Consider the following 15826-nt stretch of genomic DNA (forward strand, 5'->3'; position numbering starts at 1 on the left):
ACCGAAGTCGACCATAGCCGGGCATGACTGTCATGTGACTTTCGTCATAGCGCGGCTCACGCACGTGGCGCAGAAAGTGCGCGGCAGCAGCGTACCGCTGCCGGCATCACTCAGGCATGCCCACCCACCGAAGGCGTCTGCGCCTCCAGGGTTTCCAGCTCGCGCGCCACCGCTTCGGGCGACTTGGTAAAGGGCGCGATCAAACTGTAGAACGCCGGCACCACGTACAACGACAACAAGGTGGACAGCGAGACACCGAAGATCACCACCACACCGATGGTGGCGCGGCTGGCCGAGCCGGGCCCGCCAGCCACCACCAGCGGAATCGCACCGACCACGGTGGCGATCGAGGTCATCAGGATCGGGCGCAAACGCACCGATGCCGATTCGACGATGGCCGCATGCACGCTGCGCCCTTCGTCGCGCAGCTGGTTGGCGAATTCCACGATCAGGATGCCGTTCTTGGCTGCCAGGCCCACCAGCATCACGATGCCGATCTGGCTGAACAGATTGAGCGTCCCCCCGGTCAGCCACAGGCCTACCAGTGCGCCCAGCACCGCTAGCGGCACGGTGAGCATGATCACCAATGGATGCGCGAAACTTTCGAACTGCGCGGCCAAAACCAGGTACACCACCAGCAAGGCCATGCCGAAGGTCAGCAAGACCGCACTGCCGGATTGTTGGTACTCGCGCGATTCGCCCTTCCAGTCCACCTGCGCATACTCGGGCAGTTCTTCCTGCGCGGCCTGCCGCGCCCAGGCGATGGCCTCGCCCAGCGGATAGCCCGGCGCCAGGCCTGCGGTGATGGTGATCGCACGCAGGCGATTGAAGCGGTTCAAGGTGCCTGCTTCGGCCACTTCGCTCAAGGTCACCAGATTCGAAAGCGGAATCAGCTCGCCGCGGGTGGAGCGCACGCGGATGGCGGTGAGATCTTCCGGCGACATGCGGCCCTCGCGCCCGGCCTGCAGCATCACATCGTATTCCTCGCCGTTGTCGACGAAGGTGGTGACGCGGCGCGAGCCCATCAGCGCCTCCAGCGCGCCACCGATAGCCGTCACCGGCACACCCAGATCGGCCGCGCGCAGGCGGTCGATGTTGACGCGCATCTGCGGACGGGTTTCCTTGTAGTCCGAATCCGGGCCGACCAGGCCGGGGTTGGATTCCATGCGCTGCAGGATGCGGTCGCGCCACTGCGCGATTTCCGCATAGTCCGGGCCACCGAGCACCAGCTGGAACGGCTGGCCGCGGCTGCGCACCAGCCCGCCGCTGACCTGCGTGCGCGCACGCACGCCGCTGAGCACGCTGAGCTTTTGTTGCAGTTCATCGGCCACTTCGGTGGTCGGGCGGGTGCGTTGCTCCCAGTCCTGCAGGAACACGCTGACGCGGCCGGTGTGCATTTCCTCGCTGCTGCCGAAGCCGCCGGGCACGCGCGGGTTGGCGCGTACGATGGGTTTGTCCGGGCCCACGTAGGGGCGCAGGATGTCTTCCACCTGATGCATCTGCCCCACCGTGTAATCGAAGCCGGCGCCCTCCGGGCCATCGATCATGATCTGGAAGTTGCCGCGGTCTTCGGCCGGCGCCAGTTCGGAAGGAATGCGGCTCATCAGCCATGCGCTGGCGCCAAGCGCCAACAGCATCAGCAGCGCGAAGATCCAGGTGCGGTGCACGTGCCGCTCCAGCGAGCGCCCATACGCACCGGACACCGCCTGCATGCGCCTATCGAACCAGCGATGGAATCGATTCGGTCTGGCCCGCCCGTGCGAGCGCAGCAGCTTGGACGACATCATCGGCGTCAGCGTCAGTGCCACGAAGGCCGAAATCGCCACCGCCGCCGCCAGCGCCACCGCCAACTCGCGGAACAGCCGCCCGGTATTGCCTTCCAGGAAACCGACCGGCAAAAACACCGCCACCAGCACGGCCGTGGTCGCAATCACCGCAAACGCCACCTGCCCGGTACCGCGCTTGGCCGCCACCAGCGGCGGCTCGCCCAGGTCGATGCGGCGCTGGATGTTTTCCACCACCACGATGGCGTCGTCCACCACCAAGCCGATACACAGCACCAACGCCAGCAGGGTGAGCAGGTTGATCGAAAAATCGAAGGCGTACAGCGCAATGAACGCGGCGATCAGACACACCGGCACGGTCACCGCGGGAATCAATGCCGCGCGCGCGCTGCCCAGAAACACCCAGATCACCACCAGCACCAGCACCACCGCTTCCACCAGCGTGTGATACACGCGCTCCACCGCCGCGTCGATGAAGGTGGTGGTGTCGAAGGCGACGAAGATGTTGGTGCCCCGCGGCAGCGACTTCTGCACTTCTTTGGCCTGCGAGCGCGCTTCGCGTGCCACGTCCAGCGCGTTGGCGGTGGAGTTGCGCACGATGCCCAGGCCGACGTTGGGCACGCCGTTGCTCTGGAAATACGCGCGCCGCTCGGCCGAACTCAGTTCCACCCTGGCCACGTCTCCCAGCCGCACCACGTAGCCACCCTCGCCCTTGTTCAACGGCAATTTGGCGAAGTCTTCGGGCTTGAGGTAACTGCGCTCCACGCGCAAGGTGAAATCGCGTTGCGCCGATTCGATGCTGCCGGCCGGCAACTCCACATTTTCGTTCTGCAGCGCCGCTTCCACATCGGCCACGGTGAGATCGCGTGCAGCCAGTTGGTCGCGGTCCAGCCAGATGCGCATCGCATAGCGCTGGCGTCCGCCGATACGCACCTGCGCCACGCCATCCAGGCTGGAAAAACGATCCACCACGTAGCGCTCGGCGTAGTCGGACAGCTGCAGCGTGTCCATCGTGCTGGAGCTCATGTTGAGCCACAGGATGGGGTCGGCATCGGCTTCGACCTTGGAAATTTCCGGCGGACGCGCCTGGTCTGGCATGCGGTCGGAGACGCGGCTCACCGCATCGCGCACGTCGTTGGCGGCCGCTTCCACATCGCGCGACGGCACGAACTCGATGCTGATGTCGGAGGAGCCATTGCGGCTGCGCGCCTCGATGGTCTCGATGCCCTCGATGCCGGCCAGCGCGTCTTCCAGCACCTGGGTGATACGGCTTTCCACCACCGCGGCCGAAGCACCGGTGTATTCCACATCCACCGAGACGATGGGCGGGTCGATCGCCGGCAACTCGCGCAGGGTGAGACGGGTGAACGACATCACCCCCAGCACGATCAGCAACAGGCTCATCACTACCGCCATCACCGGGCGGGTAATGGACAGGTCGGAGAGTTTCATTGTGCGGCGGCCTGCGGGCGCGCCGACGCGGGTGCGGCCTGGTCGACCACCTTCAAGCCCGGGCGCAGCTTGCCGGTGCCATCCACCACGATGCGCTCACCGGCCTTGACGCCTTCGAGAATTTCCACCTTGCCCTCGCGGCGCTCGCCCAGCCGCACATCGGCACGCTCCACGCTGCTGTCGGGCTTGACCCGGAACACGTACGACTCGCGCCCCACCTGCACCACCGCAATTTCCGGGATCACCACCGCCTGCCGTGCCGGCTGGAACAGCCGCACATCCAGCAGCATGCCCGGGCGCAGCCGGCGATCGTCATTGGGGAAATCCGCGCGTACCGTCACCGAGCGGGTGGTCTCGTCGATGCGCGAATCGATGGTGGACACCTCGCCCTTGAACTGCGCACCCGGATACGCCGCCGCGCTGCCGCTGACTGCGTTGCCAACCTGGACCAGGCCGAACTGCGATTCCGGCACCTGGAAGTCCACGTACATACGCGCCACATCGTCCAGCGTGGCGATCACGGTGCTCGAGGTGATCAACGAGCCCGGGCTGATCTGGCGGATGCCGAGCACGCCTGCGAATGGCGCGCGCACTTCGCGGTCGGTGATTTCCGCGCGCATCTGCTGCACCCGCGCCTGCGCCGCATCGCGCAGCGCGCGCTGCGTATCCACCGTGGATTTGGCCACCAGCTGCTGACCAACCAGGCTCAACTGTCGGCGATACAACTGGTCGGTTTCTTCGAAGGTGGCCTGGGCGGCGGTCAAGGCCGCCTGTTGCGAATTGCCGCGCAGACGCAGCAGCAATTGCCCGGCCTTGACCTGGTCGCCGCTGTCGAAATACACCTGCTCCACCACATCGCTCACCGCAGCGGTGAGCGCCACCGATTCGCGCGCGCGCACGGTGGCGATCGACTGCACGGTCGAGTTCCAGGGTTGGGTGGCTACCGCCTGCACAGAGACCGGAATGGGTTTGGCAGCGGCTGGCGTGCTGGCCTGACGGCTGCAACCGGCCAGGACGGCGACCAACAAGAGCGCGGCGCAGCTGCGCGCGCTGGGCAGAACAAGCATCAGAACATCCTGGCGGGGTACGTCGAAAGTTTACCGACCTGGCCGCCATGCGTTGACAGAAAGGGCGCGCTTTGCACCATGACCAAAGACCCTTGCCGTCTTCGGCGCGATGCGCTGGCCAGCGCGACCATGACCTCGCTGCGCACCTGCCAGCCCGGCGCGGCCGGTGCACAGCGGCTGCATGTATGGATTCATACACCGCCGTTGTGCACACCTGCCACGCTCGTCTGACGACCGCCTGCAATGTCGTAGCGACGCTCTTCAGGGCAACTGACAAAGGTCGCGCGCAGTCGTTAGCCTGCTGTGGCCGGCGCACGGACTGGCGTGTGCACATACACGCCGCTTCCGAACATCGGCCGCCTGCCTGACGGCCGCGCAGTCGTTTGTCAGCTGCTCTCAGCGTTCCAGCCCCAAAAACTCGAGCACGTGGCGCGCCAGCGCCTCTACATTCTCACCATCGGCGTGAAGATGGATCTCCGGCGTTTCGGGCGCCTCGTATGGCGAGTCGATCCCGGTGAAATTGGGAATCTGCCCGGCGCGGGCCTTGCGGTACAGCCCCTTCACGTCGCGCGCCTCGGCAACGGCCAGCGGCACGTCCACGAACACCTCGACGAACTCGCCCTGATCGAAGCGCTCGCGCGCCAGTTGCCGCTCGGCGCGGAATGGCGAGATGAAACTCACCAGCACGATCAGCCCGGCGTCGGCCATCAGCCGCGCCACTTCGGCCACCCGGCGGATGTTCTCCACGCGGTCTTCGTCGGTAAAGCCCAGATCGCGGTTGAGCCCGTGGCGCACGTTATCGCCATCCAGGATGAAGGTGTGATAGCCCAGGGCGTGCAGGCGCTTGTCGACCAGATTGGCGACGGTGGATTTGCCCGCGCCCGACAAGCCGGTGAACCACAGCACGCGCGGGGTCTGCCCCTTGATGCGCGCACGTGCGCTGCGGTCCACATCCAGATGTTGCCAGTGCACGTTGCCGGCGCGGCGTAGCGCGAACTCCAGCGTGCCGGCGGCCACCGTGGCATTGCTCTGCCGGTCGATCAGGATGAAGCCGCCCAGCACGCGGTTGCACGCGTACGGCGAGAACGCGATGGGCTCGTCCAGCGCAAGATTGCAGTAGCCCACCTCGTTGAGCTCCAGCCGCTTGGCGGCCAGCCGCTCCTGCGTGTTCACATCGACCTTGTGCTTGATCTCGCTGATGCTCACGGTGACCGTGCGGGTGCCGATCTTGAGCCAGTACGGGCGCCCGGGCAGCAGCGCAGCATCGTCCATCCACAGCAGATGCGCGGCAAACTGGTCGGCCACTTCAGGCGGGTCGTCGATGGCGGCGATGATGTCGCCACGGCTGATGTCGATCTCATCGCGCAAGGTCAACGTCACCGCCTGCCCGGCGCGTGCGCTGTCCACCTCCCCGTTGGCATCGAGCACGCTCGCCACCTGCGTGCGGCGCCCGGACGGCACCACCACCACCGTATCGCCCACATGCACCTGGCCGGCAGCAATCGTGCCCGCATAGCCGCGAAACTGCGAATTGGCGCGATTGACCCACTGCACCGGCAGCCGCAGGCCGCTACCGGCTTCCGGTGGTTGCAGCTGCACGGTTTCCAGATGCTGCAACAGATGCGGGCCCTGGTACCACGGCATCCGCGTCGAGGCGCTGGACAGATTTTCGCCAGCCAGCGCCGATAGCGGGATGCACTGCACATCGGCAATGCCCAGCTGCGCGGCCAGCACCCGATAGCCTTCGGCAATGTCCGCGAACACCTGCGCGTCGTAGCCCACCAGGTCCATCTTGTTGACCGCCAGTACCACATGCCGGATGCCCAGCAAGGACACGATGTAGCTGTGCCTGCGGGTCTGCGCCAGCAGGCCCTTGCGCGCGTCCACCAGCACCACCGCCACATCGGCGGTGGATGCGCCGGTGGCCATGTTGCGCGTGTACTGCTCATGCCCGGGGCAATCGGCCACGATGAACTTGCGCCGGTCGGTATCGAAATAGCGATACGCCACATCGATGGTGATGCCCTGCTCGCGCTCGGCCGCCAGCCCGTCCATCAGCAAGGCGTAATCGATGCCCTCGCCCTGCGTGCCATGCCGCCGGCTGTCGCGTTCCAGCGCGGCAAGCTGATCGTCGAACAAGCGCTTGCTGTCGTACAGCAACCGCCCGATCAACGTGCTCTTGCCATCGTCCACGCTGCCGCAGGTGATGAAGCGCAGCAGCGGTTTGGATTCGTGTTGCTGGAGGTAGGCAGCGATGGTGCCGGGATTGGGGAGTGGGGATTGGGGATTCGCAAAAGCGCCCCCTTCCACCGTTCCGCTCGCCGCAAACAGCTCTTGCGAATCCCCAATCCCGACTCCCGAATCCCGGCTCATCAAAAATACCCCTCAAGCTTTTTCTGTTCCATCGATGCGCCCGGTGCGTGGTCGATCATGCGGCCCTGGCGTTCGGAGCTGGTGCTGACCAGCATTTCGGCAATCACCGCTTCCAGCGTATCTGCAGTCGATTCGATCGCACCGGTCAACGGGTAGCAGCCCAGCGTGCGAAAGCGCACCGAGCGCAGTTGCGGGGTTTCGCCGGCGTGCAGCGGCAGGCGCGCGTCGTCGACCATGATCCAGGCGCCATCGCGCTCCACCACCGGGCGCGGCGCGGCGAAGTACAACGGCACCACCGGTATCCGTTCGCGGTAGATGTACAGCCAGATGTCCAGCTCGGTCCAGTTGGAGAGCGGAAACACACGCACGCTTTCGCCCGGTTTGGTGCGCGCGTTGTAGAGATTCCACAGCTCCGGGCGCTGGTTCTTCGGGTCCCAGCGATGGCGCGCATTGCGGAACGAAAACACGCGCTCCTTGGCACGCGACTTTTCTTCATCGCGGCGCGCCCCGCCAATCGCCGCATCGAAGCCGCCCTGCTCCAGCGCCTGCTTCAGGCCCTGGGTTTTCATGATGTCGGTATGCACGGCAGCGCCATGGCTGATCGGCCCGATGTCCTGCGCGATGCCGTCGGGGTTGATGTGCACGCGCAGGTCCACGCCGGTTTCGGCGGCGCGGCGGTCGCGGAAGGCGATCATCTCGCCGAACTTCCAGCGCGTGTCCACGTGCAGCAGCGGGATCGGCGGCGGCGACGGCGCAAATGCCTTGAGCAGCAGATGCAGCAGCACCGAGCTGTCCTTGCCCACCGAGTACAGCATCACCGGGGCCCGGAACTCGGCGGCGACTTCGCGCAGGATGTGGATGCTTTCGGCTTCGAGCCGGTCGAGATGGGACAGCGGCGGCAGGGTCATCGGGATGTCGTGGGCATCGGCGGGCAGACCAACCGATGGTAGGGCAAGGCGCTGCAGTGTGTGCCGCCGGTATGCCTGCCCGAAATAAGCAGCCGGCATAACGCGATAACGGCTGCTCCTTTCTGGTCGCTGCAACGCCTCCCTAACATCGTCCCTCTCATCAAAGCCCCGGATCCGAATGACCGCCGCCAGTTCCGCGCTACCGCCCAGCCCCTTGCCCGACGAGCGCAAGGCGCTGCTGGACCGGTTGGTCGACGGCCTGGATGCCGCGGCGCTGTGGTGGCTGTCCGGCTACACCGCCGGGCTGGCGCAGGGCCATCCGCCGCGCTCGCTGGCAGTGTTGCCGGGCGGGCAAGCGCAGGCCATCGCCCAGGAAGGCCAACGCCTGACCGTGCTGTACGGCAGCCAGACCGGCAATGCCCGCCGCGAGGCCGAGCACCTGGCCGCCGATGCCGAAGCCGCGGGCCTGAGCGTGCGCCTGCTGCGGGCCGACGCCTACCCCACCCGCGAGTTGGCCAGCGAGCGGCTGCTGTACGTGGTGATCAGCACCCAGGGCGAAGGCGACCCGCCGGACGATGCGATCGGCCTGGTGGAGTTCCTGGCCGGCCGTCGCGCCCCCAAGCTGCCCGAGCTCAAGTACGCGGTGCTGGGGCTGGGCGATTCCAGCTACGCGGATTTCTGCGGCATGGCCCGGCGCATCGACGAGCGCCTGGCCGAACTCGGCGGCAGCCGCGTGCAGCCGCGCGGCGAAGCCGATCTGGACATCGACAGCATTGCCGTGCCCTGGCGCACACAAGCGCTCAAGCATGCCCGCGAGCAACTCAGGAGCGGCCCGCATTCGGCCACGGTCACCCCCCTGCGCAACAGCCCGGCCACGCCGGCGTGGTCGCATCAACAGCCATTCGCCGCCGAGCTGTTGTCCAACCAGATCATCAGCGGGCGCGATTTCAAGGGGCCGGGCTTCCGGGTCTATGCGTTACCGGGCAAGCGCGTGCGGCATCTGGAATTTTCGCTGGAAGGCAGTGGCCTGAGCTATGAGCCGGGCGATGCGCTGGGCATCCGGCATCGCAACCCGCCTGCACTGGTGGAGGCACTGCTGCAGACGCTGCAGCTGGACGGCGATGCCGCCGTCACCGTCGGCGAAGAGACGCTGGCGTTGAGCGCATGGCTCGCCACCCGCCGCGAACTCACCAAACTCTCGCGGCCGTTTCTTGCCGCCCATGCCGAACGCGCAGACGCACAGGACCTGCAAGCGTTGCTCGCCCCCACCCAGACTGCCGGCCTGGCGTCGTTGCTCGCCGATCATCAAGTGATCGACGTGCTGCGCCGCTGGCCGGCGGATTGGGACCACGCCGGCCTGCTGGCCGCGCTGCGTCCGCTCACCCCACGGCTGTACTCCATCGCCTCAAGCCGCAAGCGCGTCGGCGAGGAAGTGCATCTGGTGGTGGACGAGCTCACCTATTTCGCACACGGCCACGCCCACCAGGGCGCGGCCAGCGGCTTCCTGGCCGGGCTGGCCGAAGGCGACACCGCCCCGGTCTACATCGAACCGAATGCGCGTTTCCGCGTGCCTGCCGATACCGACCGCGACATCCTGATGATCGGTCCCGGCACCGGCGTGGCGCCGTTCCGCGGCTTCGTGCAGGAACGTGCCGAAACCGGCGCCAGGGGCCGCAACTGGCTGTTCTTCGGTGCCCAGCATTTCAATACCGATTTCCTGTATCAGGCCGAATGGCAGCAGGCCCTGCAACGCGGTGAACTGCACGCGCTGGACCTGGCGTTCTCGCGCGACCAGGCCGAAAAACTCTATGTCCAGCATCGCCTGCGCGCGCGCGGCGCCGAGGTCTATGCCTGGCTGCAAGGCGGCGCGCATGTGTACGTGTGCGGCGCCACCGGCATGGGCAAGGACGTTCACTCAGCGCTGGTGAACATCGTCGCCACCCACGGCGCCATCGATACCGAAGCCGCCAGCGCGTATCTCACCCAGCTGCAAGTGGAGGGGCGGTATGCGCGGGATGTTTATTGAGGTGTCGGGACCCGGGACCCGGGAACGGGGACCCGGTAAAAGCAAGAGCCGGAGCCGGTGCGGCAGTTCCCGCTTTTACGGGTCACCGGTCCCCGGCCCCGGGTCCCGCCCCAACAGCCCCTTCATCTCCAGCCACCTCCCATGACCCACTCCGTCGAAGACATCAAATCCGAAAGTCGCCGCCTGCGTGGCTCGCTGGAACAGAGCCTGGCCGATGCGGTGACCGGTGCATTGCGTGAGGACGATCAGACCCTGATCAAGTACCACGGCAGCTACCAGCAGGACGACCGCGACATTCGCGAGGAGCGCCGGCGGCAGAAGCTCGAGCCGGCGTATCAGTTCATGATCCGCACGCGCACGCCGGGCGGAGTGATTTCCCCAACGCAATGGCTGGCACTGGATGGCATCGCCACCCGGTATGCCAATCATTCGCTGCGCATCACCACGCGTCAGGCATTCCAGTTCCATGGCGTGATCAAGCGCGAACTCAAGGCGACCATGCAGGCGATCAATGCCACCTTGATCGATACGCTGGCGGCCTGCGGCGATGTCAACCGCAACGTGCAGGTGGCGGCGAACCCGTTGTTGTCGCAGGCGCATGCCACGCTATACGCCGACGCGGCGCGCGTGTCCGAGCATCTATTGCCCAATACACGGGCGTATTACGAAATCTGGCTGGACGAAGAGCGTGTCTCCGGCTCCGGCAGCGAGGACGAGCCGATCTATGGCGACCGCTATCTGCCGCGCAAATTCAAGATCGGTTTCGCCGCGCCGCCGCTCAACGATGTGGACGTGTTCGCCAACGACCTGGGCTTTATCGCCATCCTGCGCGATGGGCAGTTGCTGGGCTATAACGTGAGCATCGGCGGCGGCATGGGCGCCTCGCACGGCGACGCCGAGACCTGGCCGCGCGTGGCCAACGTGATTGGCTTTGTGACCCGCGATCAATTGCTCGATATCGCAACCGCAGTGGTCACCACACAACGGGACCTCGGCAACCGTGCGGTGCGCAAGCGTGCGCGCTTCAAGTACACCATCGACGATCACGGTCTGGACACCATCGTGGCCGAAATCACGCGGCGCGCCGGCTTTGCGCTGCAGCCGGCGCAGCGGTTCGCGTTCGACCACAACGGCGACCGCTATGGCTGGGTCGAAGGCGAAGACGGGCTGTGGCACCTGACCCTGTCGCTGCCGGCCGGGCGCATCGCCGATACCGAAACGGCAGCGCATCTGAGCGGGCTGCGGGCGATTGCGCAATTGAACGTTGGCGAATTCCGCATGACGCCCAACCAGAATCTGGTGATCGCCGGCGTGCCGGCCACCGAGCGCGCACGTGTCGACGCGTTGGTGGCGCAGTACGCACTGGATGCAGGCAACCACGCCGCCAGTGCGCTGGCGCGCGGCGCAATGGCCTGCGTGGCGCTACCCACCTGCGGCCTGGCGATGGCCGAGGCCGAGCGCTATCTGCCCGATTTCAGCGCGGCGCTGCTGCCGCTGCTGCAACTCCATGGGTTGGCCGAAACGCCGATCGTGCTGCGCCTATCCGGTTGCCCCAACGGCTGCTCGCGGCCGTATCTGGCCGAGATTGCGCTGGTGGGCAAGGCCCCCGGCCGCTACAACCTGATGCTGGGTGGCGACCGCCGCGGCCAGCGCCTCAACACGCTGTACCGCGAAAACATCACCGAAGCGCAGATCCTGGCCGCACTGGACCCCCTGCTGGCGCGCTACGCCGCCGAACGCGACCAGGCCAACGACGAAGGCTTCGGCGATTTCCTGCATCGCGCCGGCCTGATCGCCCTGCCGCCCTACCCCACGCACCGTCGCCTCGACCTGGAATTGCTCGCATGACCGCGCTGCCTGCCGCATCGAATACATCTACGGCGTTGGACGATCTGGACACGCTCAACGTGCAACTGGAAGGCCTGCGCGCCGACGAGCGCGTGGCCTGGGCGCTGCAACACGGCCCGCAGGAGGCGGCGCTGTCGTCCAGCTTCGGCGCGCAGTCGGCGGTCACGCTGCATCTGCTCAGCCAGCAGCGCCCTGACATTCCCGTCATCCTGATCGATACCGGCTACCTGTTCCCGGAAACCTATCGCTTCGCCGATGCCTTGACCGAGCGGCTCAAACTCAATCTCAAGGTATATCGCCCGCTGGTCAGCCGCGCCTGGATGGAAGCGCGCCACGGCCGCTTGTGGGAACAAGGCATGGTGGGCATCGAGCAATACAACAACCTGCGCAAGGTCGAACCGATGCGCCGCGCCCTGGACGAACTCAACGTGGGCACCTGGTTCACCGGCCTGCGCCGTAGCCAGTCCGGCGGCCGCGCGCAGACGCCGATCGTGCAGAAGCGCGGCGAGCGCTACAAGGTCAGCCCGATCGCCGACTGGACCGACCGCGACGTGTGGCAATACCTGCAGGCGCACGACCTGCCGTATCACCCCTTGTGGGAACAGGGTTACGTGTCCATCGGCGACTTCCACACCACGCGTCGCTGGGAACCGGGCATGCGCGAAGAAGACACCCGCTTCTTCGGCCTGAAGCGCGAGTGCGGCATCCACGAAGACATCTGAGCACCGCGCACTGCGACCTTCGTTCTGCAGGTTGCAGGCGCGAAGACGCCTCGACGCTTCCCGGTGGACACCTCACGCGAGTGCGTTCCTGCCCGAGCGAATCAACAGCACGAAGACAGTGACGCGGCACTCCTCATGGCGCCGGAAAACGTGTGTGAACACGCTGCATCCAGTAACGATCGAACAGCCACATCAGTAGTAACGACAGCCCGACCAACGGGAAGATCAGCCCGCACAGCACCAGCAGCACCATCAAGCCGCGCAGCGTGCGTGGATCGGCCGGCAACGGCGGCACGCCCAGCCCACCGCTCGGGCGACGCTTCCACCACATCACCGCCGCGCTGACGCATAACAACACGATCGCGATGCAGGCAGCCAGCAGGATCAGCTGGTTGGCAGTGCCGTACTGCTGCCCCAGGTGCACATTGATGCCCCACTCCAGCAGCTTGGCCAACGGCCCGTAGTCGCGATAACGCATGTCCAGCAGTACCGCACCGCTGTACTGATCCAGATGGATCACCCGCTGCCGCTGCAGATCGGCCGGATACACCGAGGCGGTGTACACGCCAGTGGCACCCCGTGGTAGCGCCACGCTGTAACCCGGCACGATGCCGCGTGCGTCGAAGCGCGCCATCGCCGCATCCAACCCGATCGCCCCGTGCCCGGGCGTGGCAACACTGCCCGCGCCGCCGTGAGCTGCGTGCTCGCCATCAGTCGAGTGCGCGTGTTGCACCCCCTTGCCCAGTCCGGCGGATCCTTGCTCAGGCAACACCGATTCCGGCACACGCGCCTGTCGCAACGACCACGCAGTGTCACCACTGTCGGTGAGCCGCTGCTGCGACATCGGCTGCTGCACGCGCAGCCCGGCGGGATAGCCGAAATCATGCCCGTTGGCCCAGCGATTGACCTGCGCGCCCCACAGCCACGACCACGGCATGCCGGTCAGCGCCAGAAACAACAGGATCGCACCGACCCCTGCACCGGTCACCGCATGCAGGTCACGCCAGAACAACCGCTGCTTCGGTTTGCCACGCACACTGACCACGCCGCCATGTCGCCCCCGCGGCCACCACAGATACACACCGGTGAGCACCAGCACGATCGCCCAGCCAGCGGCCATTTCGATCAACCCACGCGCAAACGGCCCGACCAACGCCAGGCTGTGCAGCCGGCGGATCGTCCAACTCAGCGTACCGTGCTCCGGCAAGGCGCCCAACACATGTGCACGATATGGATCGACATACACCACCCGCCGCACGCCACGCATATCCACCAGCCCAACTTCGGCACTGGCATTGGCGCGTTTTGGCGTGGTGTATACGAACAAGCTACCGCCGTAGCGACCTTGTGCAGCAGCAACCAATTGCTGTGCAGGCATGCGCGCAGCCCCCACCGCAACCACCTTCAGATCATGGTGCACACTGCGATCGATCGCGTCCTGATACAAGAACGCAGCCCCGGTCACCGCCAGCCAGATGATGAAAGGCAGCACCAGCAGCCCGGCATAAAAATGCCAGCGCCACGCCGCGCGATAGAAGCGCCAACGGCTGTCCTGGCGTGCCTTGCGTACACCGCCCCGGGCACTGCTTGCCTGCATCAGAAACTCCAGTCCCATGACAGCGACAACGCACGCCCATCGCCCGGCGAGTAGCCCGAGCTGCCGCTGTCGTACCAGGCATACACATACGCACGATCAGTCACATTGCGCAGCTGCAGGTTGATCGCGTTGCGCGCATCCACGTTCCAGCGCGCGCCAAAATTGAGCAAGGCATAGCCGCCGGTGCGGCCCAGGGTATTGCTGCGCTCCAGGTAATAATCGCCCTGTGCATTGCCCCAGGCGCTGAGCTGCACCGCTGCACTCACCTGCCACTCCAGCCCGGCGGTGGCCAGCCAGTTCGGCACGTTTTCGATCTCCTTGCCGCGCGTTGCCGGCGCGCTGGGATCGGGCGTGGCGATGCTGGCCTTTTGCCGCGAATACGACATCCACGCACGCCAATGCTCGGCAGGCTGCAGGTTCAGTTGTGCATCCCAGCCGCGCCGCAGCGTCCGGCCGACATTGGCCACATCGCCGACACCCGCCACCCCGTTCACACCCAGAATGGTCGCAACCTCACCGGACGCGCGTTGCTCCCAGTACGCCAGGCGCCCATCCAGAATCGCCGACGGCGCGAATTTGAAACCGGCTTCCCAGCCATCGTTGGTCGATGGCCCAAGGTTGCCTGGCTGGCGACGGTAAGCACCATCGCCGCTGCCGATCTGGAAGGTACGTCCCCAGTTGGCGTACACGCTGCTCTGCTCGCCCACACGATAGCTGGCGCTGAACTTGGGCTGCTTGATGGTGCCGTAGTCGTAGGTCGGCGCGGAGATACCGGTAAGCATGTCGTGCAACGTGCCATCGACCCGATCGATGCGATATCCCGGCACCAATTGCAAACGGTCGACCGGGTTCAGCACGGCCTGCACATAGGCACCGCGGGTGCGCAGGTCGTAATTCCAGTTGCGCAGTTGCGCGCCGCGCACGCGTGCGACAGTCCGGTAGCGCTGCGACTGGTTGTCCTGCCACTGCGCATCCACCCCAGCTTCCAGCGCCGCGTTCCACACGCCCCAGCCCGGCTGCCAATTTCCGCGTAGCAGCACGCCGCGATGGGTTTCATCGGTATCGCGTTCCTGCTGCAGACCAGCGGCGGAAAACCGTACCCAGCGCTGATTGCGGTAGTCGTTCTGGTAGGCCTTGGCGCTCCATTGCGCATCGGCGCCCAGCGTGCCATCGGCATGCAACGCCGTCTGGCGCACACGGCGCTCGCTGCGATCGTCCTGTGCGTAGGCCGGCGAACTGCGCGGCGCCGCACGCGCGCTGGCCGCATCCAGATACCCCGACTCCAGCGCGTGGTTGTCGTAGTAGCGCGTGGTGAGCCCGGCACGGAAGGCGCCATCCGGGTCGGTGTAGAACCACTTGCCGGCCACACTGCGTTTGCGCGCATCGGCATGGTCCCGATACCCATCGGAGTCGCGCCAGGCCAGCACATAGTTCTGGCTCCAGGCGCCGTGTTCGAATCCTTTACCCAGTTGCACCTCGCGCGCACCGAAGCTGCCGGCCGTCACGCTCAAGCGGCCGTCGTTGCCGCCGGTGCGGGTCAGCACATCCACGCTGCCGGCAATCGCGTTCAACCCGTAGCGCGCGTCGTTGGTGCCGCGCACGATCTCGATGGCGCTGATGTCCTGCGGAAACACCGCATCCAGATACGGCATACCGCCGGCGTTGTCGTTGCTGGGGATACCGTCGATCAGCAGCTTGACCGCATTGATCCGCCCCTCGCCATTGAATCCCCGGAACGAAAAACGCCCGGCATCGGTGCCCATGCGGAACTGGGTGACCTGGACACCGGGCGCGCGCATCAGCAGTTCCCAGCTGTAGTCCACATGCTGATCGTGCAGCAGCTCGCCGCCGATCACATCCACCGAGCTCAGCACGCGCGCGGTGCTCGGGCTGCGCTGCGCGTGTTCGCTCACCTGCACCTTGCCCAGCGTCAATGCCGAATCCTGCGCCTGCACCGTGCATGCAGTCCCCCACACCAGCGCCAACGACGGCGCATACCACATCGTTTTCAACATCCGCAGACGCATGACTAACCCTTTGCCGTGGCAG

Annotated in this window: 9 protein-coding genes; 3 read left to right on the forward strand and 6 right to left on the reverse strand. The window is 66.0% G+C overall.

The window, feature by feature from the left end:
* Positions 1 to 110: 110 nt before the first annotated feature.
* From M3O59_RS15840 to cysD, 4 genes are all read right to left on the reverse strand, one after another.
* Positions 111 to 3236: an efflux RND transporter permease subunit gene (locus tag M3O59_RS15840; protein ID WP_249046894.1), complete on the reverse strand. Its 3126-nt coding sequence runs from the start codon at positions 3234 to 3236 to the stop codon at positions 111 to 113.
* Positions 3233 to 4303, reverse strand: coding sequence for an efflux RND transporter periplasmic adaptor subunit (locus tag M3O59_RS15845; protein WP_116905201.1), 1071 nt, complete (start codon positions 4301 to 4303; stop codon positions 3233 to 3235). The genes M3O59_RS15840 and M3O59_RS15845 overlap by 4 nt, the downstream gene beginning before the upstream one ends.
* 396 nt (positions 4304 to 4699) lie before the next feature.
* Positions 4700 to 6613, reverse strand: a complete 1914-nt coding sequence (gene cysN, locus M3O59_RS15850; RefSeq protein WP_249046900.1) for a sulfate adenylyltransferase subunit CysN — start codon at positions 6611 to 6613, stop codon at positions 4700 to 4702.
* A 62-nt stretch (positions 6614 to 6675) separates the two neighbouring features.
* Positions 6676 to 7584 carry a sulfate adenylyltransferase subunit CysD gene (cysD, locus tag M3O59_RS15855; protein WP_064629470.1) on the reverse strand — a complete coding sequence of 303 codons (909 nt, stop codon included), beginning with the start codon at positions 7582 to 7584 and terminating at the stop codon, positions 6676 to 6678.
* 178 nt (positions 7585 to 7762) lie between these two features.
* On the opposite strand from cysD, the gene M3O59_RS15860 reads away from it, so the two are divergent.
* The 3 genes from M3O59_RS15860 (at position 7763) to M3O59_RS15870 (ending at position 12180) form a co-directional block, all read left to right on the forward strand.
* Positions 7763 to 9610, forward strand: coding sequence for an assimilatory sulfite reductase (NADPH) flavoprotein subunit (locus M3O59_RS15860; protein WP_116905203.1), 1848 nt, complete (start codon positions 7763 to 7765; stop codon positions 9608 to 9610).
* Between the two features lie 141 nt (positions 9611 to 9751).
* Positions 9752 to 11458 (forward strand): assimilatory sulfite reductase (NADPH) hemoprotein subunit, encoded by a 1707-nt coding sequence (gene cysI / locus M3O59_RS15865; protein WP_249046893.1) that lies wholly within the window; start codon positions 9752 to 9754, stop codon positions 11456 to 11458.
* Entirely contained in the window at positions 11455 to 12180 is a 726-nt protein-coding gene (locus M3O59_RS15870) for a phosphoadenylyl-sulfate reductase (RefSeq protein WP_064629365.1), read from the forward strand. The genes cysI and M3O59_RS15870 overlap by 4 nt, the downstream gene beginning before the upstream one ends.
* 133 nt (positions 12181 to 12313) lie before the next feature.
* Here M3O59_RS15870 and M3O59_RS15875 read toward each other — a convergent pair whose 3' ends face one another.
* Positions 12314 to 13777: a PepSY-associated TM helix domain-containing protein gene (locus M3O59_RS15875; protein ID WP_249045601.1), complete on the reverse strand. Its 1464-nt coding sequence runs from the start codon at positions 13775 to 13777 to the stop codon at positions 12314 to 12316.
* On the reverse strand, positions 13777 to 15780 hold the full coding sequence (locus M3O59_RS15880; RefSeq protein ID WP_249046899.1) for a TonB-dependent receptor: 2004 nt from the start codon (positions 15778 to 15780) through the stop codon (positions 13777 to 13779). Before M3O59_RS15880 ends, M3O59_RS15875 begins: the two co-directional genes overlap by 1 nt.
* Positions 15781 to 15826: the final 46 nt, after the last annotated feature.

Origin of the sequence: Xanthomonas nasturtii, from assembly GCF_023337365.3 — a bacterium.
Taxonomy (GTDB): Bacteria; Pseudomonadota; Gammaproteobacteria; order Xanthomonadales; family Xanthomonadaceae; genus Xanthomonas; species Xanthomonas nasturtii.

Bases quoted from the DNA above. Each gene is read 5' to 3' on its own strand.
- M3O59_RS15860 (WP_116905203.1), top strand. From the start codon at position 7,763: ATGACCGCCGCCAGTTCCGCGCTACCGCCCAGCCCCTTGCCCGACGAG.
- cysD (WP_064629470.1), bottom strand. From the start codon at position 7,584: ATGACCCTGCCGCCGCTGTCCCATCTCGACCGGCTCGAAGCCGAAAGC.
- cysI (WP_249046893.1), top strand. From the start codon at position 9,752: ATGACCCACTCCGTCGAAGACATCAAATCCGAAAGTCGCCGCCTGCGT.
- M3O59_RS15875 (WP_249045601.1), bottom strand. From the start codon at position 13,777: ATGCAGGCAAGCAGTGCCCGGGGCGGTGTACGCAAGGCACGCCAGGAC.
- M3O59_RS15845 (WP_116905201.1), bottom strand. From the start codon at position 4,303: ATGCTTGTTCTGCCCAGCGCGCGCAGCTGCGCCGCGCTCTTGTTGGTC.
- M3O59_RS15840 (WP_249046894.1), bottom strand. From the start codon at position 3,236: ATGAAACTCTCCGACCTGTCCATTACCCGCCCGGTGATGGCGGTAGTG.
- M3O59_RS15880 (WP_249046899.1), bottom strand. From the start codon at position 15,780: ATGTGGTATGCGCCGTCGTTGGCGCTGGTGTGGGGGACTGCATGCACG.
- M3O59_RS15870 (WP_064629365.1), top strand. From the start codon at position 11,455: ATGACCGCGCTGCCTGCCGCATCGAATACATCTACGGCGTTGGACGAT.